The sequence below is a fragment of the Streptomyces candidus genome (genome assembly GCF_014207445.1).
Lineage (GTDB): Bacteria > Actinomycetota > Actinomycetes > Streptomycetales > Streptomycetaceae > Streptomyces > Streptomyces candidus.
Genome location: NZ_JACHEM010000017.1, coordinates 55384 through 80610 on the forward strand (window position 1 = coordinate 55384; position 25227 = coordinate 80610).

The 25227-nt window shown below is 68.8% G+C and carries 30 protein-coding genes and 1 pseudogene; 23 read left to right on the forward strand and 8 right to left on the reverse strand.

The window, feature by feature from the left end; translation table 11 throughout:
* The first annotated feature begins 4 nt into the window (after positions 1-4).
* From HNQ79_RS27550 to HNQ79_RS34075, 15 genes and pseudogenes are all read left to right on the forward strand, one after another.
* The gene (locus HNQ79_RS27550) at positions 5-400 is read left to right on the forward strand and encodes a hypothetical protein (RefSeq protein WP_185035583.1); all 396 of its coding nucleotides are present in this window, start codon (positions 5-7) and stop codon (positions 398-400) included.
* The gene (locus HNQ79_RS27555) at positions 397-996 is read left to right on the forward strand and encodes a DUF6919 family putative SAM-binding protein (protein ID WP_185035584.1); all 600 of its coding nucleotides are present in this window, start codon (positions 397-399) and stop codon (positions 994-996) included. The genes HNQ79_RS27550 and HNQ79_RS27555 overlap by 4 nt, the downstream gene beginning before the upstream one ends.
* A gap of 96 nt (positions 997-1092) precedes the next feature.
* Positions 1093-1782, forward strand: a complete 690-nt coding sequence (locus HNQ79_RS27560; RefSeq protein ID WP_185035585.1) for a hypothetical protein — start codon at positions 1093-1095, stop codon at positions 1780-1782.
* A 91-nt stretch (positions 1783-1873) separates the two neighbouring features.
* On the forward strand, positions 1874-2443 hold the full coding sequence (locus HNQ79_RS27565; protein ID WP_185035586.1) for a hypothetical protein: 570 nt from the start codon (positions 1874-1876) through the stop codon (positions 2441-2443).
* An 89-nt stretch (positions 2444-2532) separates the two neighbouring features.
* Positions 2533-2835, forward strand: a complete 303-nt coding sequence (locus HNQ79_RS27570) for a hypothetical protein (RefSeq protein WP_185035587.1) — start codon at positions 2533-2535, stop codon at positions 2833-2835.
* Positions 2836-2923: 88 nt separating this feature from the next.
* Positions 2924-3601 (forward strand): GGDEF domain-containing protein, encoded by a 678-nt coding sequence (locus tag HNQ79_RS27575; protein ID WP_185035588.1) that lies wholly within the window; start codon positions 2924-2926, stop codon positions 3599-3601.
* Positions 3598-4053, forward strand: coding sequence for an ASCH domain-containing protein (locus HNQ79_RS27580; protein WP_185035589.1), 456 nt, complete (start codon positions 3598-3600; stop codon positions 4051-4053). Before HNQ79_RS27575 ends, HNQ79_RS27580 begins: the two co-directional genes overlap by 4 nt.
* On the forward strand, positions 4050-4610 hold the full coding sequence (locus tag HNQ79_RS27585) for a WhiB family transcriptional regulator (protein ID WP_185035590.1): 561 nt from the start codon (positions 4050-4052) through the stop codon (positions 4608-4610). Before HNQ79_RS27580 ends, HNQ79_RS27585 begins: the two co-directional genes overlap by 4 nt.
* Before the next feature lie 4 nt (positions 4611-4614).
* The gene (locus tag HNQ79_RS27590; RefSeq protein ID WP_185035591.1) at positions 4615-5454 is read left to right on the forward strand and encodes an Lsr2 family DNA-binding protein; all 840 of its coding nucleotides are present in this window, start codon (positions 4615-4617) and stop codon (positions 5452-5454) included.
* Positions 5455-5457: 3 nt separating this feature from the next.
* On the forward strand, positions 5458-5937 hold the full coding sequence (locus HNQ79_RS27595) for a hypothetical protein (protein WP_185035592.1): 480 nt from the start codon (positions 5458-5460) through the stop codon (positions 5935-5937).
* A gap of 7 nt (positions 5938-5944) precedes the next feature.
* A complete protein-coding gene (locus tag HNQ79_RS34070; protein ID WP_229923746.1) occupies positions 5945-6661 on the forward strand; it encodes a hypothetical protein in 717 nt (238 codons plus the stop codon).
* Between the two features lie 64 nt (positions 6662-6725).
* Positions 6726-7316, forward strand: coding sequence for a hypothetical protein (locus HNQ79_RS27605; RefSeq protein WP_185035593.1), 591 nt, complete (start codon positions 6726-6728; stop codon positions 7314-7316).
* A gap of 439 nt (positions 7317-7755) precedes the next feature.
* Positions 7756-8409 carry a hypothetical protein gene (locus HNQ79_RS27610; protein ID WP_185035594.1) on the forward strand — a complete coding sequence of 218 codons (654 nt, stop codon included), beginning with the start codon at positions 7756-7758 and terminating at the stop codon, positions 8407-8409.
* Positions 8410-8440: 31 nt separating this feature from the next.
* Complete coding sequence (locus HNQ79_RS27615; RefSeq protein ID WP_185035595.1) at positions 8441-9028, forward strand: hypothetical protein; 588 nt, start codon at positions 8441-8443, stop codon at positions 9026-9028.
* A 706-nt stretch (positions 9029-9734) separates the two neighbouring features.
* Positions 9735-9908: pseudogene (locus HNQ79_RS34075) on the forward strand (IS256 family transposase); the annotation flags it as partial.
* Positions 9909-10100: 192 nt separating this feature from the next.
* Here the strand turns inward: HNQ79_RS34075 and HNQ79_RS27620 are convergent.
* The 3 genes from HNQ79_RS27620 to HNQ79_RS27630 are packed head-to-tail and all read right to left on the reverse strand — an operon-like array spanning position 10101 to position 12634.
* Positions 10101-11105: a ParB/RepB/Spo0J family partition protein gene (locus HNQ79_RS27620; RefSeq protein ID WP_185035596.1), complete on the reverse strand. Its 1005-nt coding sequence runs from the start codon at positions 11103-11105 to the stop codon at positions 10101-10103.
* Positions 11102-12250 carry a ParA family protein gene (locus tag HNQ79_RS27625; RefSeq protein ID WP_185035597.1) on the reverse strand — a complete coding sequence of 383 codons (1149 nt, stop codon included), beginning with the start codon at positions 12248-12250 and terminating at the stop codon, positions 11102-11104. The genes HNQ79_RS27620 and HNQ79_RS27625 overlap by 4 nt, the downstream gene beginning before the upstream one ends.
* A 51-nt stretch (positions 12251-12301) precedes the next feature.
* Positions 12302-12634, reverse strand: coding sequence for a hypothetical protein (locus HNQ79_RS27630; RefSeq protein ID WP_185035598.1), 333 nt, complete (start codon positions 12632-12634; stop codon positions 12302-12304).
* A gap of 531 nt (positions 12635-13165) precedes the next feature.
* Here HNQ79_RS27630 and HNQ79_RS27635 point away from each other — a divergent pair.
* The 4 genes from HNQ79_RS27635 (at position 13166) to HNQ79_RS27650 (ending at position 15767) form a co-directional block, all read left to right on the forward strand.
* Complete coding sequence (locus HNQ79_RS27635; protein WP_185035634.1) at positions 13166-13312, forward strand: hypothetical protein; 147 nt, start codon at positions 13166-13168, stop codon at positions 13310-13312.
* Positions 13313-13872: 560 nt separating this feature from the next.
* Positions 13873-14103, forward strand: a complete 231-nt coding sequence (locus HNQ79_RS27640; protein WP_185035599.1) for a hypothetical protein — start codon at positions 13873-13875, stop codon at positions 14101-14103.
* Positions 14096-15220 carry a response regulator gene (locus tag HNQ79_RS27645; RefSeq protein WP_185035627.1) on the forward strand — a complete coding sequence of 375 codons (1125 nt, stop codon included), beginning with the start codon at positions 14096-14098 and terminating at the stop codon, positions 15218-15220. The genes HNQ79_RS27640 and HNQ79_RS27645 overlap by 8 nt, the downstream gene beginning before the upstream one ends.
* A gap of 352 nt (positions 15221-15572) precedes the next feature.
* The gene (locus HNQ79_RS27650; protein ID WP_185035600.1) at positions 15573-15767 is read left to right on the forward strand and encodes a hypothetical protein; all 195 of its coding nucleotides are present in this window, start codon (positions 15573-15575) and stop codon (positions 15765-15767) included.
* Between the two features lie 53 nt (positions 15768-15820).
* Here the strand turns inward: HNQ79_RS27650 and HNQ79_RS27655 are convergent, their stop codons facing one another.
* Both HNQ79_RS27655 and HNQ79_RS27660 read right to left on the reverse strand, forming a co-directional pair.
* Positions 15821-16168 carry a DUF6233 domain-containing protein gene (locus HNQ79_RS27655; RefSeq protein ID WP_229923747.1) on the reverse strand — a complete coding sequence of 116 codons (348 nt, stop codon included), beginning with the start codon at positions 16166-16168 and terminating at the stop codon, positions 15821-15823.
* Positions 16169-16172: 4 nt separating this feature from the next.
* On the reverse strand, positions 16173-16535 hold the full coding sequence (locus HNQ79_RS27660) for a DUF8825 domain-containing protein (protein WP_185035601.1): 363 nt from the start codon (positions 16533-16535) through the stop codon (positions 16173-16175).
* A gap of 182 nt (positions 16536-16717) precedes the next feature.
* On the opposite strand from HNQ79_RS27660, the gene HNQ79_RS27665 reads away from it, so the two are divergent.
* The 4 genes from HNQ79_RS27665 (at position 16718) to HNQ79_RS27680 (ending at position 21551) form a co-directional block, all read left to right on the forward strand.
* A complete protein-coding gene (locus HNQ79_RS27665) occupies positions 16718-16966 on the forward strand; it encodes a hypothetical protein (RefSeq protein ID WP_185035602.1) in 249 nt (82 codons plus the stop codon).
* A gap of 29 nt (positions 16967-16995) precedes the next feature.
* On the forward strand, positions 16996-17928 hold the full coding sequence (gene ligD / locus HNQ79_RS27670) for a non-homologous end-joining DNA ligase (RefSeq protein ID WP_185035603.1): 933 nt from the start codon (positions 16996-16998) through the stop codon (positions 17926-17928).
* A 720-nt stretch (positions 17929-18648) separates the two neighbouring features.
* The gene (locus HNQ79_RS27675; RefSeq protein ID WP_185035604.1) at positions 18649-19149 is read left to right on the forward strand and encodes a hypothetical protein; all 501 of its coding nucleotides are present in this window, start codon (positions 18649-18651) and stop codon (positions 19147-19149) included.
* A 758-nt stretch (positions 19150-19907) separates the two neighbouring features.
* The gene (locus HNQ79_RS27680; RefSeq protein ID WP_185035605.1) at positions 19908-21551 is read left to right on the forward strand and encodes a replication-relaxation family protein; all 1644 of its coding nucleotides are present in this window, start codon (positions 19908-19910) and stop codon (positions 21549-21551) included.
* A 209-nt stretch (positions 21552-21760) separates the two neighbouring features.
* Here the strand turns inward: HNQ79_RS27680 and HNQ79_RS27685 are convergent, their stop codons facing one another.
* From HNQ79_RS27685 to HNQ79_RS27695, 3 genes are all read right to left on the reverse strand, one after another.
* Positions 21761-23131, reverse strand: coding sequence for a hypothetical protein (locus tag HNQ79_RS27685; protein WP_185035606.1), 1371 nt, complete (start codon positions 23129-23131; stop codon positions 21761-21763).
* Between the two features lie 721 nt (positions 23132-23852).
* Complete coding sequence (locus HNQ79_RS27690; RefSeq protein ID WP_185035607.1) at positions 23853-24269, reverse strand: ester cyclase; 417 nt, start codon at positions 24267-24269, stop codon at positions 23853-23855.
* Between the two features lie 131 nt (positions 24270-24400).
* Complete coding sequence (locus HNQ79_RS27695) at positions 24401-25192, reverse strand: MBL fold metallo-hydrolase (protein WP_185035608.1); 792 nt, start codon at positions 25190-25192, stop codon at positions 24401-24403.
* Positions 25193-25227: the final 35 nt, after the last annotated feature.

Here is a 25227-nt window from a genome sequence, read left to right on the forward strand (position 1 = left end):
CACCGTGTCCCTCGCCCGCCGCTCCCTCATGGAAGTCGCCGCCGCCCGCTTCGGATGGCGCCACGCCTACGGCGACACCGCCCAGGTCGACGCGCTGCTCACCGAGCAGACCGAGGCCGCGTACACCGACGGCGCCCACCACGCCGCGCTCGCGACCGCCAAGAACGACGACGCGCTGGCCGTGCAGCCCGGCGCCCTGGACGTTCGCCGCCGCGTCCTGGACGACGTCCTCTACCTCGAAGGGCTCCTGGCCGGCGCCCGCAACCGGAACCTGCCCGCCGCGCTCATCGAGCGCCTGGAGGACGCCGTCGACCACGGCCACGAGCTGACGGTGCTGCTCGCCGACACCGTGCGCACCACCGCTGCCGTCCACGCGGCCACCGCCGGGAGCCACGGATGAAACTCCGTTTCCCGTGGATGAGCAGCGCCGACCGCAGGAAGTGGGCCGCTGCCTGCACCCTGCTCGACCTCAGTCACCTGACCGCCGCCTGGCTCGAGGGCACCATCCAGAGCCAGCCCGGCTACCAGCCGCGTTACGGACCCGATGACGAGACCCTGCCGTACGTGCCGGTCCTCGCCTCCGTCAACCGGGCCGGGTTCCTCACCGGTTTCTCCCAGCCCGGACTCACCAGCGCGGACGGCACCTGGTTACAGGCCGCCGCGGTGGAGGGAGTCGTCGCCGACTCCGCACTGCTGGAGCAGCTGACCGAGTCGGCCCGCCGGGCCGGACTGCAGGTCATCCTCAGCAACCTCCGGGACGGCGGCGAAGACTACGGGCCCGGCGTCGTCGTCACCTTCCGGGACGGCGACCCCTTCACCCGCGTCGGCCGCGCCCTCTCGCTCCAGGACCTGGACGTGCTGTGGCACGGCGTCCCCGTCGCCCGCGACATCGTCGCCCGCGCCAGGCAAGTCACGGTCATCGAACCGGACTTCGGACCGAGCACCCGCCTGTGGGACGTCCTCGCTGAAGCCGCCGCACATCCGGTCGGCCGCTGAACGCCCGGGGCGGCCGCAGGCATCGAACCCGGCCGCCCCGGAGCAACACCCCCTCCCCTCCCAGAGCGCACTGACAGAAGAAGGAGCTCCCCCATCATGACCGCAACCCTGCGCCAGACGGCCAACACCGTCGCCAACTCGATGATCGAAGGCGCCAGCATGGCGTCCGCGCTGATCGGCGGCGCGGCCGGTGCCTACCTCGGCTACCAGCTCGCCCCCGCCGCATGGTCGGACGGAGCCCGCATCCTGTTCGCCGGGGCGGTCGCCGTCGTCGGGGCCGTCGCCATCGACGGGCTTGCCGAACTCGTCCTCGCCCCGATGCGCCGACTGATGCGGCGCACTCCGTTCCATGTCACCCGCGCATCGGCCCCGGCCCCGGCCGACAACCTGGACGACGCCCTCGCCCAGGTCGCCACCGCCACCGAGGCCGACGCCGCGTACCGCGCTGCCGGTGCCGCCTTCTCCATTGACCAGGGCGACAACTTCCTGCGGGACGAGGACCGGTGGCGCGGCTACGAGGACGGCGAGGCGTCCTTCTACCTCGCTCCCGGCGTCTGGCTCCACCACCGCAGCGAGCTGGGCACGTACGGGCGAGAGCACCACTTCACGCTGCTGACCGGCGACGGCGAGCAGCCGGTGACCATCACCGGCATGGAGCAGATCCGCCACCACCTCGCCGCCCGCGCCGCCGGCCTTCCCGCCGCCCCGGTGACCGCCGACCGGGACATCGACGGTGACAAGGACGACGTCCTGGACGACGACCTCACCGGCATCCACGCGGTCTGACGGACTGCCCGTTCCGCCCCGGCCCACGCGGCCGGGGCGGTGCGGTGGCCAATCAGCCCACCCCGTGATCCGCGAGAGGACCGCATCGACCATGCCCGCGACCAAGAACAAGCCCTCCCAGCTCAGCGTCCTGCGCTACGGCGCGTTCGTCTCCCGCACCGCCGAACAGCGCGTCACCTCCTACGCGCCGACCGTCCGTAACCTGGTCCACGACCACTTCGGACGCCGCCCGCTGGGCTCGGTCACGATCATCCTGACCAAGCCGCGCCTGCTGCTCCCTCTCGCCAACGAGGCGCAGGGCGAGGCCGCCGGCGTCCCGGAGAACACGTGGAAGTCCGTCGGCGTGCAGCAGAGCATCATCGACAAGCCCCACACCGTCCGCGTTGCCACGGTGATCGCCCCCAAAGGCGCGATGTGGATGCTGATCAGCGTTCCGAAGGTGCGGGACTCCAAGCAGCTCAAGCTGAGCCTGCTGCGCGGCTTCGTCGAGGTCGACCAGCTCATCCGCTCCGGCGCCCGCGAGAACCGCGTCACCTGGGTCCGCCACGAGATGAACGTCAACCCGCTCAGCAAGCGGCAGGCGAACAAGCTGAAGGCGCAGATCCTCGCCGACGAAGCCGAAGCCGAACGCATCACCGCGGACCTCGCCCGGCGCCTGTGACCTGACGCGCCGCCGTGCCGCCCCGGCCTCACCCGGCCGGGGCGGTCGCGGTGTTCCGCCCCGACCAGCAACAGAAAGGAGTGGGCGTCATGCGCCGCACCGAACAGTACGAAGTGGACGTCCCCATACACACCTACGACCGCGCTCTGCACGGAGTGCACGTGTTCACCGGCAGGGCGACCTCGGTGACCGAGGCCGTGCAGCGCGCTCACGAGGCCGTTGACGCTGCGTTCGCCGCGCGGCAGGCCGGACGTGAAATCCCCGGACAGCAGGACGGCGGCTGGGGCGCGCGGGGGGTCCGCGACGGCTGGGAGCTGGACTGGGCGGCGGCGAAGGCCGGCCCCTGGTCCAACCCGTTCAGCTGGACCCGCAAGGAGCTCTACGAGCTGTAGATACGCCCCGAGGCAGACGCACACGGCCTGGTAACCGACGCCTGCCTCGGGCCACCCATCCCGTACAAGACGAGAGGGAGAGACCAGTATGGCCTCCACCGTGCGCGTACAGGCCCCGTTCGGGCAACGTGCCTTGTTCTTCACCACCCTCGTGCCGCTGACCGGCTGGACCGTGCACGCGCTCACGCTGCACCGGAAGCTGTCTGCCGCCCGCCGCGACCCGCTGACGGGCCTGCTCGGACGCGACGGCTTCACCTCCCGGGCCCGGCAGATCACCGACCGGTACGGCAACAGCGCCCTGGTGGTCCTGGTGGACCTGGACCACTTCAAGCAGATCAATGACGGGCCCGGCGGTCACGCCGCCGGCGACCGGGTCCTTGCCGCCACCGCGACCCGGCTTACCGCCTGGGCGGGCAGCCGCGGAGCGGTCGGCCGGCTCGGAGGCGACGAATTCGCCGTCGCAGCCCGGATCGGGACCACCCGCCGTGAACTGCGGCTCGCCCAGCTCACGCGGCTGCTCGCGCAGCCCGTCCAGGTCGACGACGGCGCCCTGGTCGACGTCGCGGCATCGGTCGGCGCCGCCTCCCCCGACGTCCTCGGCACGACGGACCTGGGACTGCTGCTGCGGGCAGCCGACGCCGCGATGTACGCCGGCAAGCACACCGGCCGTGCGGTCCTCGCCGCACCGCAGCACACCGCGGTGCCCTCCATCAACGGCCGTCGCGTCGGACGGCCGGGCACCAGCACCCTGGGGCGGGCGGCATGAGCGAGGCCACCGCCGACCCGGGCACCTGGATCCGGGGCATCACGATCCGCCAGCCCTGGGCGGCCTGCATCCTCGCCGGGAAAGACGTGGAGAACAGGCCGGCCCCCTGGTCCTGGCGCGGCTGGCTGCTGCTGCACGCCGGACGTACCACCGAACGGGCCCCGATGCGCGACCCGCTGGTCGCCACCGCGATCCGCGGCCGCGCCCTGCACACCCGGGCCGTCATCGGCGTCGCCCGCCTCACCGACTGCCACCAGGACCCCGCCCACGCCGCCCTCTGCTCCCGCTGGGCACAGCCCGACACGCACCACCTGGTCCTCGCCGACGTCTACGAACTCGCGCTCCCCATCCCGTGGCTGCACGGACAACTCGGGCCCTGGCGCCCGACCCAGGACCTCGTGGACCAGGTCCTCCTCCAGCTCCCCCACCTCGCCCCGGAGGGCACCTCATGAATGGCAACCGCACCGGCGTCCCCAACCCGCCGGTCATCATTGCGGCCGACAACCGGGTTCCCTTCCCCCACACCGACCAGAAGCTGCGCTGCCGCACGGAACCCGTCCTGTTCGCCATCGAGGACATCCACGACTCGGACGCCGACCGGCGCACCCGGGAGAAGGCGATCGCCGAGGCCCGGCGCGACTGCTCCGGCTGCCCGATCGTCGTCGGCTGCCTCAAGTGGGCGCTCGCCAACCCCGACCTCACCCCACACGGCATCTGGGCGCCGACCATGCCACGCGAACGCACAGAGCTGCGCGAGAAGCTCGTGGCCCGCCTCGGAGAGGACTGGGTCGGCGTCGTCGCCGCACAGGAGCGCCGCCGCAAGGATCAGGAGCGGGCCGCCCGGTTCGCCCCGCCGACCGTGCGCGATCCCGCGCTGGCCCGCCTCGAGCGGGAAGCCATCCCCACCCGGCCCACCCCGTACAACCGCTGGAAGCAGCCCATCACCCCGGCGCAGGCGGCGTCCCACCGCCACGTGCTGGAGCTGGTCGCCAGCGGCAAGGCGGCGTAAAGCCGTGTTCACCGACTGGACCGAAGCACTCGAAGCCGAGTCGCTGCCCCTGGAACCGACCCCGGCACAGGAACTCGCCGCCGCGGCCCGGGTCACCGCCCGCAGCTCCCGCGACAAGAACGACCTCGGACTGCTCCTGGACGTCCTCGCTCTACCCACCGACCCAGACACCCTCACCGCCCTGCTCCCCCTCCTCCCGGAAACCGGAGACGCACCCACCATGACGCACACTCCCGCCGCCCCGGCCCTGTCCGCGCACGAGGCCATGGCAATCTCCATGCACCACAACGGCGACAGCCAGCAGACCATCCGCGAGGCCACCGGCCTGAGCGAGACCGAACTCAGCGACCTCATCGCCGACCAGGCCCTCGGACTGCCACGCACGGCCGCCACCGCCCCGACCATCGACGTCCCCGTCATCTCGCTGCCCCTCTCCAACGAGGTGCAGCAGCTACTCGACTGGGCGACCGCGCACCCGGCCGCCTCGGTCCGCAGCCGCGCCGCCCGCATCACCGCCGACCTCTCCGAGCTCTCCGAGCGCCGCGGCAGCGAGGCCGCGCAGCGCGAGGCCGAAGAGAAAGTCGCCAAGGCCAAGGCCGAACTCGAACGCGCGCAGGAGGAACTGCGCACCGTGAAGGCCGGCACCCGCACGACGGCGGCCGCGACCGCGCCCACCCCGATCCGTACGGGCCTGGGCAGCGGCCGCACCCGCGAGGAACTCGCCGCCATCAGGACGTGGGCGCGGGCCAATGGCCACCAGGTCGCCGACGCGGGCATGGTGCCCAAGCGGGTGCTGGAGGCGTACGACGCCGCGCACCAGGCGCCGGTCCGGAAGGCCGGCTGACCCATGGCCGACGCGATAGCCCTGGACGGCTTTCTGTACGAAGAGACCATGCCCGGCGACGTGCACGAGTCGACGGCGCGGTTCCGGGTCATCGTCTCCCCGACGGACGAGCGGACGGACGAAATGATCCTGCCGTGCAGCGTCGCCGACCCCGCGCTGGCACATACCGTCATCCACGACCTGGTCCCCGGCGACAAGCTCCGCGTCACCGGCTGCCTGCGGCTCCCCCGCACCCCGGGCGAGCCGATGCAGTTCGTCGTCAACGCGCTGACGGTCCTGCAGACAGCCCTCCAGCTCACCGATGGTGCCTACGAATCGGTACTTGAACGGTGCGGCACCTACCTGCACTACATCGACGGCGATACCGGCCAGGTGCAGGTGTGGACCGAGCACGGCAGTTGGGTCGGCTGGGCAGAGCAGCCCGATGAACTGGCCGCCCTGGTCGCCGCGTTCGAGCACGGCCAAGCCCCTGGCGGCGAGTGACACCGCCGTGCCCATCCGTCCCGAGAACCTCCACCGGTACCCGCGCGACTGGCCCCAGATCAGTGCCCGGATCCGGTTCCAGCGGGCGGGCGGCCGTTGCGAGTGCACGGGCCACTGCGGCCTGACGCACCCCGGCGGCCGCTGCCCCGCTGTCCACGACCAGATCCACCCCGACACCGGCTCCGTGGTCTGCCTCACCACCGCCCACCTCAACCACACCCCAGAAGACGTGCGAGACGAGAACCTGCTCGCCGCCTGCCAGCTCTGCCACCTGCGGATCGACCACGGACACCACCGGGTCACCCGCTCCCTCACCCTCGCCGCCCGCGCGGCCGCCGCCGGACAGCTCGGACTCCTCCCCGAGACCACGCTCACCCGCACAGAGCCACCCACCCCACCGCGCCCCACCCGGGACCGCGCCCCCGCGGCCGCGCTCCACCAGTTGCCCTTCCCCGAACCCGAACAGGAGACGACACCCATGGCCCGCATCAGCGTGAAGATCACCCCGCTCCACCCGGACGGCACCGAATGCACCCACGCCGTCCGGCCCTCCGGCAAACCCCGCGACGCCGACTCCGGTTGCGCCGGGCGCCGCAACTACGCCGTGGTGTGCAACGCCTGCGGCCCGGTCGGCGAACCGCACGGCCTGCGCGTCCTGGCCGAACCGGCGCAGAGCGCGCACCGCGACCACCACAAGGCCGCCCTCGCCCCGGCCTCCCGCTGACCCCCACCCGCTCCGGCCGCCGGGACCACCACGGTCCCGGCGGCCCCGTCGAATGGGAGGGCCGATGCCCACCACCGTCTTCGACCAGTTCACCCGCCGCACCGCCGACGTCACCGCCCAGCTCACCGCCCTCGGCATCCCGCTCACCGCACCGCCGCTGCCGCCCGCCGCTGACCCCGCCGACCTGTGGGCCAGCAACTACCCCATCCCGGTCGACCGCTCCACCCTCGCCTGGTGCACCGCCGCCCGGATGCTCGCCGACCACCACCACACCGGCATCGACCGCCAGGTCCTCGCCGCCGACGCCCTGCTGCGCGAGCTCGGAGTCCGCGGCCTCGCCCAGCTCCACTCCGACCTCCACGCAGGCGCCCCCGTCGACTACCGCTTCACCCGCTGCCCGTACTGCTCCGGCATCGGCGTGGACCCCACCCAGCCGACGTGCGCAGAGGTCGGCTGCGCGCCGTGGCTCGAGTTCGCCGGCCACGACCACCCGTGCCCGGTCTGCCCCGGCGACTACCAGCCCGAGTGGTTCGCCGAAGAGCGGTTGACCGTCCTCGATGAGCTGCTCGCCGACGCCATTGAGGAGCGCGAGGAGCGCGCCTCGCTCCGCTACCGGCTCGGGACGCTGCTGCGTCGCCGGGGGATGCGCTCGTGACGGCCCGCGTCGTCGACGGCAAACCCTGGACCGGGCGCATGCGCACTGCGGCGCTCCGGCAGGGCCTGGTCCGGCCTGCCGAGTTCTCCACGTGGGCCGGTGCCCGCCGGTACCACGAGCGGCACAGGCGGGACCGCCAGGTGCTGGAGAAGCTTCCATGGGGGCGGCCGTTGCCGAGCGGCGAGCATGGCCCGGAAACAGGCCGCTGCGAGCGCCGCAGCGTGTGCACTGCGGCATCGAAAATCAGGGTGGTGCTCGTACGTGCTGCTGCGCCCGCGGGTGCTGCTGATTGTTACTCAGACTGGCCTGAGTCGAAGCGCGTTCAACCTGCGTTAGATGGGTTGGATTGGGCTGCGGTTGCTCACACCTAAGGTGATGATTGCCATGCCATGCACTCCAGCGATCGCCAGCCCAACTAAGCGAAGATGACCCCACTCTGATGACATCGGTGGTCATCCACCCGTATCGATTTGCTGGGGGAATCTTGAAGATACGTAAGGTCACGCGTTCGTTGTCGCGGGCAGCCGCAGCCGGTTCGCTCCTGAGCGCGGGGTTGCTGCTGGGGGCACCTGTGGCTACTGCAGCGCAGCTCTCCGACGCGCAGTCCGTCCCGACGGTCAATATTCCTCGTGATGACGATCTTCCGGCTGACGCATTCTTCCAGGACGCGCCCCTTGACGGTTCGGTGCCCGAAAGTCAGGATGCGAGGCTGGCTCCAGCCGCTGTCGCCGGTGGCAACAACAAGTGGGGGTGCGGTGCCACCGTCGGCAGTCCGCACCCCTCTGGCGGAGCGGTGAAGGTGCACGGGACCATCAAGTGCAAGGCCGCGGTTCCCAGTGGCAAGGTGAGCAATGTGCAACTGTGGCGAAGCCGGTGGTGGGGCTGGGAGAAGGTCGGTCCGGCCAAGAGCTACAGCAACACCAACGCCAAGTACATCGATGCTTCCACCACCTACAAGCCGGGAAGTAAGGAGTGCCACTACTACCGTGGGACCGCTACCTTCACTATCACCGGCGTTTCGCCGAACGAGGTCTTCAACTACGACCAGCACTACCTGAAGGGGAAGAAGGAGCCGTGCGGAGTGAACTGGTGACCCTTCCGCCAAACGGGAACAAGGCGGGGCGTTGACTACGCTCTTCCACTGGCGAAAGTCGGGGTGGCTCGATGACATCGGGGACCCCGACTTCTCCGCCTACGTCCACGTAGCCGACAGATCGGCCGGTACAGCGCCCTTCTCGCTCCACACGCGACCCAGGAGTGCGGTCTGGGCGGCCCTCCTCTCCGATCTCGGTGGCCCCTGGATCGCGGAGTACTCGCAGAACGGTCCCTGGTGCCGCCAGGAAGCCGACGGATCGTATGAACCTGCGGAGGAACTCACGCTCGCATCAGAGTCCTTGATCGAGCTGTGGCGCCTCCGGTTCCCCGACGCCTCGGACGCCGCACGCGAGCCGAACCCTCAGTTCCTTGCGCTGAACGACGATTATGGCCAGGACATCCGCTCTGGGATTCTCGCTACTCCCGAAGACGCAGAGGTTCTATTCCGCGTGCCGCAGTACCGTCACGCGCCCGGTAACCACATGCGCCCCTTTACGGCGGCTGCCGCGCGTTGCGACCAAGCTGAGATCCGTATGGGGAACGACCTCGCCTTGGTGCGTTCCCTCGTCGGAAATGAGCTGGTAGGCCTCAGCGTGATGATGCGAGAGAGCGGTTAGGTGCGAAGGAGTACGAAGGCGGGAATCGCTGCGGTGTTGATTGCTGTGCTGGCGGGCGGCTGTTCGTCATCGGAGGCCGGTTCATCCTCCGCAGCGCGTTCCGCTCACCCGTCCGATGCCTCGGCGAATCATGCGCCGCCCGTAGCCAGGTCATCTCCCGGCGGTGCCCGCCTGGCCACTGCGGTCGACGGATGGTCGGGAAGTCCCGCCCTGCCAGAACAACTCACCTGGCCCCAAAGCGACCAGAAAATATCGCGTATTTACATCGAGCACGAAACGTCGCCAACGTCATTGGTAATCAACCGATTTGCTGATGTGGATCGCGAGGGGATCCCTGAGGAACGAGGGCAGCAGTCATTCCCGTGTGCGACCGGCGAGACAAAAGTCGACGAGCACGCCTGCAGGGTGCACGAGGAGAGTCCGGGGTTGTGGGTCGTGGAGCTGGGAAAGCGTTCCGCGAACACACTTCGCTTCGGGGTCGTGAATGCCGAGTGGAGTGGTGAGAATGCGGCGAACTCCCGGTTCATGACATGGCAATTGCCGTAAGTTTGTCGTTTGGCCTCTGGCAACCACGTCCTGTGGGCGCGCATATGTCTGGGAGTGAAGCGCTCGATGAGAGGCGAGTAGCTGTCATTGGCATGGCCGTAATCCATGGCCTTGTCCACGAGGCCGGGGGTGTAGCCGGGAAACGCGAGGTCGATGGTCCGCGCCCCGCTGTCGCGGACCAGCTCCTCGACCGAGGGCCGGTGGCATTTACATGGCGCTGATGTCTCTGGACCCGCCCGGCAAGGGCCGCAAGCGGTGGACTATGCGCTGGAAGGCACCGCTGGACGCCTTCCCGATCAAGTTCGCAGGCCGACTCACCCCGGCCGCCAACTGAACGTCTCAACAACCACGATGAGCCGTTAACTTGGCACACCCGATAGCCGCCGACCCCACCCCCGAGATCCTCATCGACGACATCTTCACCACCAGGAAGCCGTGACCTGCGCACAAACGGGCCCGGCCACCCCCTTCCAAGGGGGTGGCCGGGCCCGTTTGTGCGTTCAGAACCGGTCAAGCTCCGTGCGGCTCAGCCGTCTTTGTTCGCCAGCAGAAGGATCGACGCGAGCCGCTTGCGGTGTACGAGCGTCATCCGGTCGCACACCAGCGCAGCCACCGCTTCGGGGTCACTCCAATCGATGGGCTCCGGCCGCATGCCTCGATCCGAGTCCGTTGTCTTGGCCGTCTGGGCCTGGGCGTTCCCGTCGCTGAACGCTGGCGTCGGGGCGGGCACTGCTGCCGGGGTATTAACGGCGTTAACGGTCTTAGCGGTTGCGGGTTCAGGAGAAGCCTTGCGGTCGGAGCGCTGCCGAGGGGTATTAACGGCGTTAACGGCCTTCGCTGCTTCGGCGGCTTGCTGTTCCTTCGGGAGGCGCCCGATACGGCGGGCCGGTTCGACCTTTAGCTCGCCCGCCTCCACCCGCTCCTGGAGTTCCGGGGTGAGCTCCAGGAGGGCGAGACGCTGGGACACCCAGGCTGGTGTCTTACCGAGGCGTTTTGCCACCTGGTTCTGGGAGCCGTGGACCTCCTTGAGTTGCTGGATTGCCTTTGCCTGGTCTATCGGCGGAACGTCCACGCGGTGGATGTTCGCGATCAGCGCTGACTCCAACATGTCGGCAGCAGAGACAGCGAGGTCGTCGTTGACGTCGATGCGGAGCTGGGGGAGTCCGACCGACCTGGCGCCTGCGAGGCGGCGGTTGCCGTCGATGACGACGTACTCCGCGTTGCCGATGGCGTCGGCCTGGTCGTTGTGCACGGCGAGGAAGGCTGCCCGCCGCACGACAGCGATGGGCTGGAGCTGCCCCCGCTCCTTCAGAGAAGCACCGGTCTCCTCGACGTCAGTCAGCTCGTCACGCGGATTGAACGGGTTGTGCGCAAGCTGCGCGAGATCCACGGCTGCCGGGGGGCGCTTTCCTTCACCAGCGATGATCTGCTGACGCGTACGGATACGTCGCGGGGGCGGGGGACTGGCACCGTTTTCCCCTTCCTCGTCCATGTCGAATCCGCGGGTGACGCGCTGCGGTGAGGAAGTCATACGGCGAGCTCCTTTGCCAGGTCGCGCATGGCCTGCGCGTGTTCACTGTCGGGGGCGTACTCAAGGAGCGGGATCTCTCCGTCTGCTGCCTCGCGGCCTTCCTTGAGGTCCCCGATGACGGCGAGGACAGCCGGGGAACTGCTCTTCTCCCACTGGTCCTTGTTCTCCTTGACGAGCCTGCCGCGTCGGCTGTCGTAGGCATTGATGACGAGCCCGAGGTAGTCGACCTGGACGCGGCCCTTCTTGCACAGGTCGTCCATCTGCGCCTTGAGGAGGCGGAACGCCCGATGGGACGCCTTGTTTGCCCACACCGGCGTGAGGACACCCGAGCGGTACCCGAGTTCACCGTCACGCCGGCGTACGTAGTACAGGGCGGTGTCCATGTTCGTGCCGAGGCTCGGAGGACCGTCGATGATGATGACGTCGTAGTCGGCTTCCAGGGGCTCGAGGGCGCGTTCCAGAGCTGCCTCGCTGAAGCTGACGTTGGAGAGCGTCACGTCCCGCATGAACGCGTCGTCGGAGGCAGGCAGCAGGTGAAGGCGGTCGCCGAACCGCGACTGGTCCAGGGCGACGAGGAGGTCGTGAATGTCGCCCTTGGCGGTGCCGTCCATGTGCATCAGCAGCGTCTCGACGTCGTCCTCGTACATGACGTCCTCGAAGCCCAGTTCAGCGGTGAGGTGCCCTTGTGGGTCGTAGTCGACCAGCAGAACGCGGTGGCCGGCCTCTGCCAGTGCCTGGGCAACGCCGGAGGCGATGAAGGTCTTGCCGACCCCGCCCTTCTGGTTGGCGACTATGACGCGCGTTACCGGCTGAGCGGTCAGCGGGGCGGAAGGGGACGGGTGGCTGTCGAGCCACATGGTCAACGCTTGGGCGAGGCCCTGGACGTAGGTGACTCCGCGCTCGGTGCAGGCGGCCTTGAAGCGGTCCGGCTCGCCAGCAGGCAGGAATGTGCCCCACGTCTTCGCGCCGTCAGTGTCTACCTCCGGCGGATTCTCAGCGGTGTACCAGGCGTTGATGGCGTGCTCGGTCGCATCCTGGATGTCCATACCGCACTCGAACGCGCGGATCTTCAGGAGACGCCGAAGCTCCGGAGTCAGTGAGCTGATTAGCTTTTCTCGCTCGCCGCGGGGAGTTGGGATACTCATGAGGCCGAACATTACTAGGTATCAGCGAGTTCTCTCCGCAACAGGCAGCCTTCACCCACGCGCCGCCAGTTCGTCGCCCCCGCTCCGATCGACACCGCACTCGGCGATCTGTCGGCCGATGAACTGCCAAGTAGTCTCCTGCTCGCCTTCGTTGACCGGCCTGCCCATGAGCCCCGCCAGGAGATCGAGTGCCTTCGGCGTGACGTAACGATCAGGGTCAGGCGACTGCGCGTGACGACAGAGCAGGTCCGCATCGACCTCCTGCTCCTGGAGGTAGCCGACGAGAACTCCCACCATGAGGAAGTTGTAGGCGAGGGCGTCAGTGAGTGCGTAGAGCACGAGGCGGTGCCACTCGCTCGGGTGGTCGCCGTATTGCTGAGCCACCCGGGCGGCTTCATCGAGATGCCGACCGCCCCATCGTGTGAAGTCTTGGACGAGAGCGACCAATTCAGCTGGCACGGCATCGGGAGCCACGACGGTGCCCGACTGCCCCTCCCTCCGGGCCTGCGAGGCCGGAGGGAGGGTATTTCGAATCTCTTGCAAAGCGGCCCGTCGGTTGAGTCCGGACAGCTCCTGCTTCCGACGAGCCGCGTTCTTACGTGCGTGCGATGCCATGGCGAGTCCTTCTGGCAGCTGCCCATGGCTGTGCGGTCCGTGGCTAGCCACGAGGGGCTCTGCTGCGAGGACGCGGTGCGTCTAGGGCCTACCAGTTCTCCGTCATGGGCCGGACGAACACTCAGCCGGGCACCGTCGCGGCAGTGAAAGGCGGCGCCAAAGATGCCAACGAACGATCGCCAAAGTGGTTACGAAGACCGCGACCACCGGCATGCCCAGCCGGTTCAGCCATGCTGGGCTACTCCGCGACTCCCCGAGCTGAAGCTGACCCGGGCGGTGCGTGGGCCCCTGGAGAAGCACATGACGAAGAACGGCTCCAACGGACATGACGACGGCGACCGGACCTTCCACGACGTGGTCGCGCAGGAAGTCGGGCAGATCAGCGTGCTCGCCCGCATCACCGACCCGACCGAGGGCCTGACGACGGCGGGTTCGGCATCGAGCTGACCCACTGGAGCACCACCGAGAGCTACCTCGCCAACCTCGCCCGCTGACGCCGCAGTCCAGGAGACCGACCGCAACGCGCGGCCGTACCTGACGCAATGCCGCTTGTACGAGACCCCTGGTCGACCCCGAAGCCTGGCGCCCTTGTACGTCACGTACCGATGACCGCATCCAGGAGCTGGGGCAGCTTCCGAAGGACCGCCTGAGGAAGGACGCAAGCACGATCAGGGACGAGCGCCCGCCCTTACCCGGGCTTGAGGCCGGGCCCCGCGGCATAAAGGTCTACTCCGCGAACAGATAAGGCACCGGTGTTGCCGATCCACCGGCTGCCGCAATACCGGTAGCCGTGGCAACACCCACCTGAGCTGGAGCGGCAACGTTGCAGCGAGGACGAGCAGGGCTAGGCAGGACGTTGCAACGTTGCAGCTGCTCAGTTCTCGGGGCGCAACACGTGCTGGACCCACCATGCTGTTCCACCTCCGGAGGTTCATCCGGAGTTTGGGACACGGCTGGATACCGGCCGCTGGCCGAAGAGGAATCTGGTGAAGCGTTCACTGTTATCGATGCGGGCTGCACTGGTACTGCTCCTGGCACTCCTGGCGGGGGCGGGCGCCGGAGCGCTCTGCCTCCTCGCAGACAAAACCCTCGCGGAAAGCATTCTGATCGGTGCAGGGGCGGCGGGACTGGCGGTCACGTTCTTCGACCGGCTCATCGCCGCTGAGAGCACCCCGGGCCACGCCACACCACCCAACAACCAGAGCCCGGCAGACGGGGCCGGTGCTGATAATGCGTGATCTCCAGCCACTGGCGGACAGTCTGAGCCCGGAGTCCAGGGCACTGGCACATGCCCTGCGGGAACTCTTCCGCGGACTCGACGTATCTGTGCGCCGGTACGCCAGCCGCCGATTCCGGGATGCCGGAACGTTGTCGCGCTACCTCAGCGGCACACGTATCCCCCCGTGGGAGGTAATCATGGATCTTTTCACCGACCTCGCCGAACACTGTGGCACTCCGCCCACCCCGGAGGCGATCGAGCTGGTACGACGCCTGCACAGCGCAGCCGTGGAAACCAGCGCGTCGCCTCGGCACGCAGTCGAGCTCCTGGAGGCCCAACTTGCGGACGCCGACCGCACTGCCCGCCGCTCCTCCACCCACGGCGACGTTCTCGGCGAAGCGCTCCTAGACCGCCAGCACCGTATCGCTGACCTCGAAGTCCGACTCAGCCAGCTCGAAGCGGAATGGAGCGCGGAGCGCGCCCGGGCCGACGCCCTGGCCGAGGCACTGGACGCCGGAGCCCAGGAACAGACGCCCGACGTTGCCGACCTCCTGCTCGAACGAGGAGTACTCCGCGATGAAGTCAGCCGACTGGCCGACGAGCTGGAGGAGGTGCAAAAGCGACGGGAGCTCGCCGAAGACCGCTGCGAGCTTCTGGAAAGGCAGCTGGAAACGATCGAGGAAGTCGAACTGTCCCCGTCGAAAGCTGCGGCTAACCCCGTGCCTGTACCGCAGTGCATGCCCAAGGTGCTCATCGTGGACGACCAGGCCGACAACCTGCTCGCGATGACCGCGGTGCTGTCCTCCCTCGACCAGGAGCTCGTCGCCGTGAGCAATGGACGGGACGCCCTGAAGGCCCTCCTCGACCACGACGACTTTGCGGTGATCATTCTGGACGTCCAGATGCCAGAGATGGATGGGTACGAGACAGCGGCCCACATCAAGCGGCGCACCCGCAACCGGGACATCCCCATCATCTTCCTCACTGCTATGGGCACCGACTCCGAACACTCCGCCCGTGGATACGCAGCAGGCGCAGTCGACTACATTGGCAAACCCTTCGACCCCTGGGCGCTCCGCGCCAAGGTTTCCGTGTTCACCGACATCTTCCTGGAACGTCGACTGCGCGCGGGATGAGTGCCCAGGTGGGTTCGTATGCACCGCGCCCGCTACACGAGGACGACCAGCGTGCACACCGTCCTCAACAGCCGGACCCGCACCGTGGACCGGAAGCCAGCCGCTGAGTGCACCCGATGCACCCCGATGCAGTGCATCCGAGCCAACGCGGCGTGCCACGTCGATGACGTCGTCCAAGTCGTGGGCTGGCCCGCGACCAGACCCAGAAGGGCAAGCCGGGAAGGCGAAGGGGGACCGTATCGCGAGCATATGAGGAAGCGCATACACCGCCGCAACAGAGCCTCGCCTTCAGTACAGACATGCGCCCGACGGTGTCCCTGTCCCGGGGGCACGAGGGTTTGGAGGAACGAACATGAAGTCACTTCTTCGGCCGACCGCCCGTCTGCTGGCCGCGGGCGGTGCCGCCGTGGCACTCCTCATCGGTTTCACCGCCACCGCCCAAGCCAGGGAACTGACACCACAGTGCTCCGGTGGTTGTACCCAGTGGGCACCGGCTGCCTCCATGGCAGAGGCTGCGGGCACCGACGGCAACTGGGAACCCAACTGAGGAGGTTCTCCTGCACGGTCGGCTTCCTCCTGCCCTGCTGACCCGGCTGTCAGCTATCCGAGGAAGCCCAGGGCGGTGTCCGGGCGGCAGGCAGGGCACGCGTTGAGTCCGTCGGTGAGCGCACGGCGCGCCTCGTCCACGGTGACAGCGCGGCCGCGTGGGGCGGCGAAGCAGTCACCGGTGTGGACGTCGGTGGGCAGACGGGCACCCGGGGATGTGGTCACCACCCAGTCCGGGGCCGGCGGCCGGACGGAGGCCGCGCGCTGCTGGGCGGCCTCCCGCTCCCGGGCGGCGGCGAGCGCACGGCGTATGCGCACCAGCGTGAGTTCGTGCCAGCGCTCCAGCACCAGCAGCCGGTCAACGTCGGGCGGCAGGTCGTCGTACGACGGCGGCAGACCCACCGCTCTACTCTCCTGAGAGAGCGCCGGCGGCGGCCGGTAGGTGCTTGGAGCGGGCGTCGACGAGGTGGGCCTTGTCCACTGACTCCCAGTACGGGTGGCTGTTCACCGCGTCCGACAACTCCAGGATCCGGGCCCGGAGCGCGGCGACCTGGCCGATCTGCTCCTCGGTCCAGCCGGGGGAGTCGGGGAAGACTTTGTGGCGCAGTTCCCCGGTCTCGGGGTCGACCGTGCGTGACTTGCTGGTGTACCCGTGCGTCGGTGTCACCGACCAGGGGAGCGCGCGGTAGAGAGCGGTGAGCTCTGCGTGTGCCTGGTTCAGCTGCTGTCGGGCGGTGAGCAGGTCGGCGGGAAAGTCGTGCGAGGCCATACCCGTATCGTATGCCTGTTCGATTCTTTCGATGGGTTGGGCGCGCAGGGCGTCCCCCGTACGGCGGCGCCCCCTTTCCTGTTCCGGGCGGCGGTTGAGCCCCTGGAATCCTCCTGGCGGTGGCGGGTCGCCACGCTGGTGCCGGAGTGCGGGAGGGGGAGAGGCGGTTCAGGCTGGGTGGCATGAGCGTGATCACCGTGCACCGGCTGGTCGACGATGCCCGCCGGGTTACCGTCCAGCAAGGCGGTGTCACCGCTGATCTCGGCCGGGTCTACAACGACGCCGACCTCGAAGAGGCACTCCGCCGGGCAGGCCTCGAGAACGCGTCAGAGGTGCTCGATGACCCCGAGGCAGTGAGCTGGGAAGGCGAAGGCCCGCACGTGTGGGGCGGTGGGCAGCCGCGGCCGCCGGGCACCCCTGTGAGGCCCTGAGCGTGGTCGGGCTTCCGCGGATCGCTCCGATGCTCGCCGTCCCGGGCGCCCTGCCTTCCCCGGCGCGGGAGCACCTGTATGCGGTGGAGACGAAGTACGACGGCATGCGGACAGTCGTGTACGCCCCGGGCGACGGCACCCTGGTGCTGCGCTCCCGGGCGGGCCTGGACGCCACCGCCGCCTACCCCGAACTCCATCCCCTGGCCGACGCCCTCGCCGGAATGCCGGCCGTTCTCGACGGCGAGATCGTTGTCTTCGATGAACAAGGCCGCCCGGACTTCGGCCGCCTCCAGACGCGGATGGGCCTGGCCTCGTCCCCGGCGAAGGCCGCCCGCCTCGCCGCCACCACGCCCGTGCACCTGATCCTCTTCGACGCCCTGCACGTGAACGGCAGAAGCCTCCTCACCCACGCGTACACCGACCGCCGCGCCGTCCTCGAAGACCTGGCGCTCGCCGCACCCCGCTGGTCCACCCCAGCCTCCGTGACCGGGCATGCGCGCGAGGCGTTTGAGGCGACCCGCGCCCACGGACTGGAGGGAATCATCTGCAAGCTGCTGCGGGCGCCGTACGAACCGGGCGTACGGTCCGCCGCGTGGCTGAAGGTGAAACACCTGCAGCTCGCCGACTGCGTGATCGGCGGCTGGGTGCCCGGCCGGGGCGCACTGGCCGGACGCCCCGGGGCGCTTCTCCTGGGCGAACCCCAGGACTCCGGCGGCCTGCGTTACGTCGGCAGTGTCGGCACCGGCTTCACCGACCGCGACCGCACCGTCCTCGCCCGCCTCCTGGCGGTGGCCGCCATCGATATCTGCCCCTTCACCGCCGCCCCCGCCGTGCCCGGCGCCCGCTGGGTTCTGCCCCGCCTGGTCGCCGAAATCCGCTACGCCACCCGCACCCGCGCCGGACTCCTCCGCCACCCCTCCTTCCACCGGCTGCGCCCCGACCTGGCACCCGAGAACCTCTGATCCATCCCACCCAGGCGGCGCACCGCCTACACCGCCGCCACGTCCTCTCGGCCCCGCCCCGCCACCAACGCGGCCACCGCCCGCAGCCGCAGGGCCTCCTGCGCCGACGGCGACAGATGTCGCGCGTCCCCCATCAGATCGCTCACACCCCACCAAGACCCAGAACCCCAACCTTTCGGACAAAAGGGCCAGGCGAGGGGGCCGTTTGTGACACGAGGGGTTGTGACGTAGCCCGGCCGGGAGTGGACGACACCGTGCTCACCGTCCACTCCACCGCGAGTGGAGCCCACCGAGTGGAGTGGACGACATTGGCGGGACGATTCCCCGCATCCACCCGTTGCGCACCCGCGGTGTTTCTCCTTGACCTCAGCTCAGGATCCTGTTGGCCAATTCCACTGAGTGGCTGTTGGGCGGCCGTGTGTGGTCAAGGGGAAACGCGGGAGGTCAAGGGGAAACGCTGTCCGGAATGTCTGCTCGGTGGTCCTTGGTCAAGGGGTTCGTGTGCACCGGTGCGGCCGGCAACGCGGGAGTGGTGCGCATCGAGTGGGCGGGTTCAGAGGCGGCGCACTTGCTCAATTGAGGGCACCGTGGTCTGAGGTGGCTGTGGAAATCACACTCTCCGGCCCCGGGACTCGCTCCGCCGACGATTGTCTCGCTTCTTTCTCCTAGGGTGTTCATCGGACGCCGAAGCCACCGGGCCCGGCCGCCTAAGGGGGGCGCATGAGCACACCCGAGTACGAGTTTTGGAATGACCTTGCTGTCCGCCGTCCGGACGACGTCCGCATGATCTCTGGTAGACGGGTTCCGCTTTCCTGGCAGATGGAGAAGCGCGTCGGGCATGTCGACCGGCTGATGAACAGGACTCTGCCTGCGGATTTCCCGGACCCGGTCGAGCGTGGAGGCACCGCCGACGTGTTGGCCGTGCTCGCGTTGTCGGAGTCGATCCGGCGCGATCTCATTGCCCGCCGCGCGGGCGACATCCGTGAGGCCATCCTGCTCGGCGCCACCTGGTCCGAGGTCGCAGCCGCGATCGACAGCACACCGGACGAGGCCCGCGCCATCCTGCGTGACTGGACGGAGCGTCAGCACGGCCTCCATCAGAGCGCTGCCGGGCCAGACGGCCACCACCGACTGGGCGACGAGGAGAACCGCCACGCCGCGGTGCTCGCCCTGATCCAGCTGGCAGACGACCAGCGCACGGAGACCGGCACACATGACTGATCACCTGTACCTACGCCGCTCCGCGGACATGTAGACCGACGCCCGCCAGCCGCCCACCTTGTCCAAAGCGGAATTGACCAACAGGGTCCTCAGCTCAGGTCAAGGAGAAATGCGCCGCCTCCACCCGGCCCACTCCACCGCACCGAGTCCACCCGATGCCCTACGGGATCGGGCGAATCGGGCGGCAAGGGCCGAACCCGGCCGCCTTGTCCACCTTCCGATGGGGGCGGTGAACCCGGCCGCCGACCCCTTGTCCGGGTCCGCCTCCCGACCGCGCACGCTGTATTTCTCCTTGACCACCCCGGCTACCGGCCGCCGTCAGACCGTGGACAAGGGGGTCTCCCGCACGCTGCTCCTTCGGACCAGGGCCCCGGACCGGGGCAGCGAAGGAGACGAATGATGGCGACCATCCACTCACGGACCGGGCGCAGGCAGCCCACCGGCCGACCGGGGCGGAGGGCCGGCCCGTGGCGGGCAAGCCGTGGCAGGTCCCTGCGGGCGCCCCTGCGGAGGGCCCTGGGGAACCCCCTTTGGTGCCCGGCACCCACGGGAGTGATAAAACCCCTCGTCAGGCCGGGTATCGGGGCGGATTTCGAACCGTCACAACCCTTTAATCCCCTCCATAGGTATGGAGTGGAGGAGATAGCCGCGTTGGGGGCGGCCCGGACATCCTCCCCGGCCGGGCGCGGCCAGCAGCAGCAGCGGCGGCGGCGGCGGTCGGCCGGCGGCCGGTCGCGAGCGATGAGGGGGCAGGACTGATGGCGGGGAAGCGGAAGACCAACCCGGCGGGGTCGACGAACAGTTACCGCGGGGATGTGCTGCGCGTGCTCGGGGCGCTGAAGGTGGCGACGGCTGATCAGATCCAGCGGATCGGCGCCCCGCACCTGAGCTTCCGGCACGCCGACAAGGAACCGCCCTCGAAGCGGAAGCAGACCCGTACCGCCTCGCATACCGGTGCGCTCTCCGACATGCGCAAGCACGGCCTGTCCGAGAACGGCGGCTCCACCGGGGGCGGCGACTCGCTGCGGAACCTGACCCCCAAGGGCCTGGAGGCCGCGTCCTACGAGCTGCGCCGCCCGGCGGGGGAGATGGGCTCCACCGCACGCGGCGCAGGCTCCAGCGGGGCCTCCCACCCGATGTCCGTCAACGAGACCGTCATCGCGCTGCTGCGCCCGAAGCCGAACCTGGCCCGTCTCGCCGACGACCCGCCGCACGTCCAGGCCGCCGCCCAGGCTGCCGTCGACTCACCGGACGGCATCGGCATCATCGCCTCGTTCTGGACCGAGGTCCCGCTGCCCGCCACCGGCACGTGGAACACACCCGGCAAGGGCGGCGCCCAGGCCGACCTCGTCCTCACCGCCCCGCAGGATGGGGTGCCGCTGCTGTTCATCGAGGTCGACAACTGCCACGAGACGCCGGAGGAGCTCGCCGACAAGCTGGAGAAGTACCACCGGTTCTTCCGGCGGAAGGTGAAGGACACCGACGGCCGTGAGCGTCCGATGTGGCGCACCCGCTGGAACGCTCCCGACACCTGGTCCGGCGACAGCGCACACCCGCCCGTCCTGCTGGTGTTCAACCGCCTTGGCGAGCGCAACCCCAACCTCACCGTCCCGAAGCTGAGCGAGCTCACCTCCCACCTGTGGCAGGGACAGCGCCACAAGGGCTACCACCTCTACGACGGGAGGATCCCGATCATCGCGACCGGCCTGAAGAATCTGCGCGAACACGGCCCGGACGGACCGGTGTTCCTCCGCTTCGGCCGCGACCGCATGCAGCCCCTGCGGGAGGCGATCGGCAACCCCCGCCGCGAGACGGCCGAAGCCCACGCCCGGGAAGAGGCCAGGACCCACCAAAAGGCGCACCAGGCGAAGATGCGGCGGGCAGCCGAAGAGCAGGCGGCGAAGAAGGCAGCCGAGCGTGAGGCCCGCCGCCCCGTCTGCACCGGCTGCGGGACGGAGTTCACCGACGAACGATGGGAGGCGGCACAGGGACAGGCAAAGGGCTGGGACACCCCGAAGGAATCCCACCCGCACCTGTGCGACGGCTGCAAGCACGCAGCCGTCGCCGCCGCTCACGAGGCCAACCGGCAGGAGCGCCCGGAGCCGCTCCCCGACTGGGCAAAGCGAAAGCACCGCCTGCGTTACGCCCGCCGTCCCCGCTGCGCCGAGTGCAGGGCGACGTTCACGGACGAGCGGTGGCAGGCGGTGGAGCGCACCGGCTGGGACGCCCTTCGTCCGGAGGCCCGTCCGACCCTGTGCGGGGACTGCGACCGGCGGTACGTCACCGACGTACGGGACGCATGGTCGGACGAGCCCCCGCATGGAGAGCAGGACCAGGCCGTGCCCGAGCAGAAAGGAGACCAGCACAAGGGCACCAGCTGGTTCTCACGTCTGCGCGGATGACTGTAGGTTCCGCGACTCCGTGGACACTTCCGCGTGATCATGGGCACGGTTTGGACATGTCCGCGTGATCATGGACAGTCACCCTCTTGGCCGTCGAGGTCGCACCGCAGACACAGCGCGGCCACTCACGACCGCCAACACCTTGCAGCTGGAGCGCTACCCACTCCCACGCCACAACCCTCAGGCCACGACAACCCACTACAAGATCATTATGAGAGGTCTTCGTCCGCATCGACGAAGACCGACTTGAACACGTCGGCCGCGTCGACGCAGGGCTCGGTGGGCACTCGAACCTCCCCTCTGCTCACCGTGTCGCTGCCGTCCTCGGTCAGTTCCCACGAGACCTCCACCGCACTGGCCTGAAGGTCCCTCGCGATGAGGACGTAGTCGTCTTGGTCGCTCGTCCAAACTACGCTCGGACGAAACGCCTCGGGAGTGAGCACAACTTGGACGTCCGAGCCGTGGGCGCTCCAGGTCACGGGATAATCCCGCAAGATGGGTCGAATAGCCGAGTGGTCGAAGATCGCCGGAAATGGCACGTGTGGCCCCAGCACTGGTTCGACGACCTTCTCGAAGTCTGCGTCGTCCGGATCGAGACAATCCAGCACCTCGCAGTTGTGGAACGTCAAGGTCAGGTGAGGCTTGGACACGAAACGATCGCGGCTGACCACCTGAACGCCGGCACCCGGAATCCCGACGCCTAGGAAATGTTCCCGGCCCTTGGCGATGTGCTCGGCCTTCTTGCTCCGCCATGCAGCAAGCGCCTTTTCCCTGTTCTCCATCGACAGCGGCTTCCGGTTGCCGAAGACGCTTGACGGCAATACCAGCAGCGCCGATCTCGAAGTGTCCTCAACTGGTGTCGGTTGCTTGCTGAACTGCTCTTCCTCGTAGCAGCGCAAGCTCTCCAAGACCTCGTCCACACGGTTGACCCTGCAGATCGGACCGACCACCTGCACCTCAAGGTCAATCGGTGGCCTCCCGCCCCGGCGAACACGCTCGACGAGGGCAAGGACCTCTCCGGAGCGCGCAGGCCGTGTGTTGCTGGTGCCTCGAACGTAGATCGCGCCATCCTCAAGGCTGTCCCGGCGATCGTCACTCTGATAGCTCTTGTGACACGGGAAGATCGTCTGGCCATCCTCCGGCGGCTGAGCAATGACGAACAGGACCTCGTGGTCGGAGTCGATGCCGACCCTGCCGAACTCGAAGGCTGGGAACTGGGGCCCGAGGTAGGGGCGGAGCCGGTCCTCAAGCTCATGTGCCTCGGTTCCGCGCAGCACTCCAGGAGCGCTGTTCTTCTGCACGCCGATCACCAGGACCGCGTAGCCGTGGAAGTGCCGGGCCGCCTCCCTCGGACGCCGGTTCGCTGCCCCCAGAAGGAACTTCGCGATCTTGGCCGCAGTCGCCTTGCTGTTCATGTCGAGAGGGCTCTTGACCTCGAGGTAGGTCGTCTCGGCCTCATCGCCAACAGCGACTACGTGCCCAAGAACGCCCCGCAGAGCGCGCTCACCGAGCGGGATGACGCTGGTGTCGAGAGCGGAGTTCTCGGCGTTCGAGTCATCTGAGGGCAAGAGATTCGCCATGGACCGATTCTCCCATTCATGACCGCGGGCGGAATCGAACGTCTGCCTTCGCGAAGGCCAGGCCGCGGTCACGGCGCAACTTAGCCGATGATCGCCGGTTACCCCAACCGGCGATCATCCCGACACTTGAAGCTTCCCTCCAGCCGCATGTCTCTGCGAGCCGAACACGCACGGCCTGCGAACCCAACCGACGAAGGGGCGGCCCTATCTCCTCCCCAAGGCCGCGAACCTGCCCGCACAAGGCACCCGTTACGTACTGCCACCACCCAAGCATCGACCGCAGAGGCGAGTGCTCATGATCGGGCGACGATCCCCCCGACCAAGAGTGCTCACTGCGGCTAACGCCCCTGGTAGCCGGACAGTCGGTGTCCACAAAATTGCGGAACCTACAATGACGCGGGCGAGCCCAGGCCCGGGTACTGGGGCCGGGTCACATGAGGACCGGACGGTCGGTCAGGGCCCACTGACCGGCCGCTGACCACCACCCGCTGGAGCAGTTCGCCCTGGACGCGGAGATTCCGCACCTGACAGATCTCCGCGCGCGCCTTTACGCACGGGTGCCCTGACGGGAGGCGGCCGGTCAGGGATCTGGGGGCGCCTCGTGTCCTGCCCAGGCGTCGTCCGCTTTGGCGTAGCGCGAGAACTCCTTCGTCGCGCCGAGAATCTCCAGGAGGCGGCCGATGAAGGGGTGCAGGGCGTGGGCCTGTCGAGGCCGGTGTCGTCAGGCGGCGGTGTCGGCCGTGAGCTGGTTCATGATGTCGGTCAGGTTGTAGTGGGCCCGCTTTTCGATGATCTTCCCGTCCTTGAACGTGAACAGGTTGAACATGGAAAACCGTACGTGCGCTCCGCGTGGGGGGATGCCGTAGTAGTCGCCGCCCTGGTCTCCTTCGACCACGACGTAGGCGCCGACCTTGTCGGCTTCGGCGACGGTGTGAAGGACCGTCAGGCGGTTGCCGGGGAAGGCGTCGAGGTGCTTCTTCTCCGCGTCGATGAACCCTGCGGCGCCGGGCCGGGGGCTGTCGATCTGGGGGTAGAAGACGAAGTCCGGGTGGAACATGCCGGTGAGCGTGGCGTAGTCGCCCTGCTGAAGGGCCTGGTAGAAGCGGTGCACGAGGTCGGCGTTGGTGTCGGTGGACATGTGATCGGGTCCTTCTTGGTCGTTCTGGCACGGCGCAGGATGCCGCGAAGGGTCGTGCCGGGGTAGGGGCTCGGCGTGCTGCGGGCCCCTACCCCGGCACGAGGTCTCGGTTTCTGAGGGGTGGTCCGGGCTCAGGCGCGCTGTGCCCAGTCCTGGTCCAGGCGGTCGGTCAGGCCCGCGGCGGCGAAGGCCGCCTCCAGCTCGTCGCGGCCCTCGGTGAAGTGGGCCCAGCTGTCGTGGTGGACCGGGACGACACGGCGGGCGTCAAGAATCCGGGTGGCCTCGACCGCCTGGGCGCTGTCCAGGACGATCAGGTTGCCGTCGAAGACCATGGGGAAGCGGGGGGCGCCGGCGAACAGGAGGGCGGTATCGATCGGGGCGAAGCGCTCAGCGATCTCCCTGACCGCGTCGAGCGAGGCATTGTCGCCGCTGACGTAGACCGTCGGCAGGCCCTCGCCCGTCAGGACGAAGCCGACGACCTGGCCGGCGAAGGGCTCGACCTCCTCACGCGGACCGGGGCCGTGGATGGCCGGGACGCCGGTCACCGTGATGGTGCCGCCGACCGGACGCTCCAGCTCGACCGTCTCCCAGTCGGCCAGGCCCTTGGCCTTCTCCCCGAGGCGCTTGCCGCCGGCGGGGGTGGTGAGGGTCAGGGGGACGTCGGCGAGCAGGGCGCGGCCGGAGGTGTCGAGGTTGTCGGCGTGCTCGTCGTGGGAGAGCAGGACCACGTCGACGGGGCCGACATCGGCGGGCGTAGCGGTGGAGGGCGCGGTCTTGACCAGGGTCGGGCCGCCGGGCGCGGGGTAGTCGCCGGGGCCGTCGAAGGTCGGGTCGGTCAGGAAGCGCAGGCCGCCGTACTCGAACAGGGCGGTCGGACCGCCGAACGTGCGGACCGGGAACTGGCTGGCGTTGAGCTGGGACATCACATCTCCGTTTCTCACGAAAAACACCTGCGTTT

Coding starts and splice junctions, on each gene's coding strand:
- HNQ79_RS27555 (WP_185035584.1), top strand. CDS start 397: ATGAAACTCCGTTTCCCGTGGATGAGCAGCGCCGACCGCAGGAAGTGG.
- HNQ79_RS27560 (WP_185035585.1), top strand. CDS start 1,093: ATGACCGCAACCCTGCGCCAGACGGCCAACACCGTCGCCAACTCGATG.
- HNQ79_RS27565 (WP_185035586.1), top strand. CDS start 1,874: ATGCCCGCGACCAAGAACAAGCCCTCCCAGCTCAGCGTCCTGCGCTAC.
- HNQ79_RS27570 (WP_185035587.1), top strand. CDS start 2,533: ATGCGCCGCACCGAACAGTACGAAGTGGACGTCCCCATACACACCTAC.
- HNQ79_RS27575 (WP_185035588.1), top strand. CDS start 2,924: ATGGCCTCCACCGTGCGCGTACAGGCCCCGTTCGGGCAACGTGCCTTG.
- HNQ79_RS27580 (WP_185035589.1), top strand. CDS start 3,598: ATGAGCGAGGCCACCGCCGACCCGGGCACCTGGATCCGGGGCATCACG.
- HNQ79_RS27585 (WP_185035590.1), top strand. CDS start 4,050: ATGAATGGCAACCGCACCGGCGTCCCCAACCCGCCGGTCATCATTGCG.
- HNQ79_RS27595 (WP_185035592.1), top strand. CDS start 5,458: ATGGCCGACGCGATAGCCCTGGACGGCTTTCTGTACGAAGAGACCATG.
- HNQ79_RS27605 (WP_185035593.1), top strand. CDS start 6,726: ATGCCCACCACCGTCTTCGACCAGTTCACCCGCCGCACCGCCGACGTC.
- HNQ79_RS27610 (WP_185035594.1), top strand. CDS start 7,756: ATGACATCGGTGGTCATCCACCCGTATCGATTTGCTGGGGGAATCTTG.
- HNQ79_RS27620 (WP_185035596.1), bottom strand. CDS start 11,105: ATGACTTCCTCACCGCAGCGCGTCACCCGCGGATTCGACATGGACGAG.
- HNQ79_RS27625 (WP_185035597.1), bottom strand. CDS start 12,250: ATGAGTATCCCAACTCCCCGCGGCGAGCGAGAAAAGCTAATCAGCTCA.
- HNQ79_RS27635 (WP_185035634.1), top strand. CDS start 13,166: ATGACGAAGAACGGCTCCAACGGACATGACGACGGCGACCGGACCTTC.
- HNQ79_RS27640 (WP_185035599.1), top strand. CDS start 13,873: ATGCGGGCTGCACTGGTACTGCTCCTGGCACTCCTGGCGGGGGCGGGC.
- HNQ79_RS27645 (WP_185035627.1), top strand. CDS start 14,096: ATGCGTGATCTCCAGCCACTGGCGGACAGTCTGAGCCCGGAGTCCAGG.
- HNQ79_RS27650 (WP_185035600.1), top strand. CDS start 15,573: ATGAAGTCACTTCTTCGGCCGACCGCCCGTCTGCTGGCCGCGGGCGGT.
- HNQ79_RS27660 (WP_185035601.1), bottom strand. CDS start 16,535: ATGGCCTCGCACGACTTTCCCGCCGACCTGCTCACCGCCCGACAGCAG.
- HNQ79_RS27665 (WP_185035602.1), top strand. CDS start 16,718: ATGAGCGTGATCACCGTGCACCGGCTGGTCGACGATGCCCGCCGGGTT.
- ligD (WP_185035603.1), top strand. CDS start 16,996: ATGCTCGCCGTCCCGGGCGCCCTGCCTTCCCCGGCGCGGGAGCACCTG.
- HNQ79_RS27675 (WP_185035604.1), top strand. CDS start 18,649: ATGAGCACACCCGAGTACGAGTTTTGGAATGACCTTGCTGTCCGCCGT.
- HNQ79_RS27680 (WP_185035605.1), top strand. CDS start 19,908: ATGGCGGGGAAGCGGAAGACCAACCCGGCGGGGTCGACGAACAGTTAC.
- HNQ79_RS27685 (WP_185035606.1), bottom strand. CDS start 23,131: ATGGCGAATCTCTTGCCCTCAGATGACTCGAACGCCGAGAACTCCGCT.
- HNQ79_RS27690 (WP_185035607.1), bottom strand. CDS start 24,269: ATGTCCACCGACACCAACGCCGACCTCGTGCACCGCTTCTACCAGGCC.
- HNQ79_RS27695 (WP_185035608.1), bottom strand. CDS start 25,192: ATGTCCCAGCTCAACGCCAGCCAGTTCCCGGTCCGCACGTTCGGCGGT.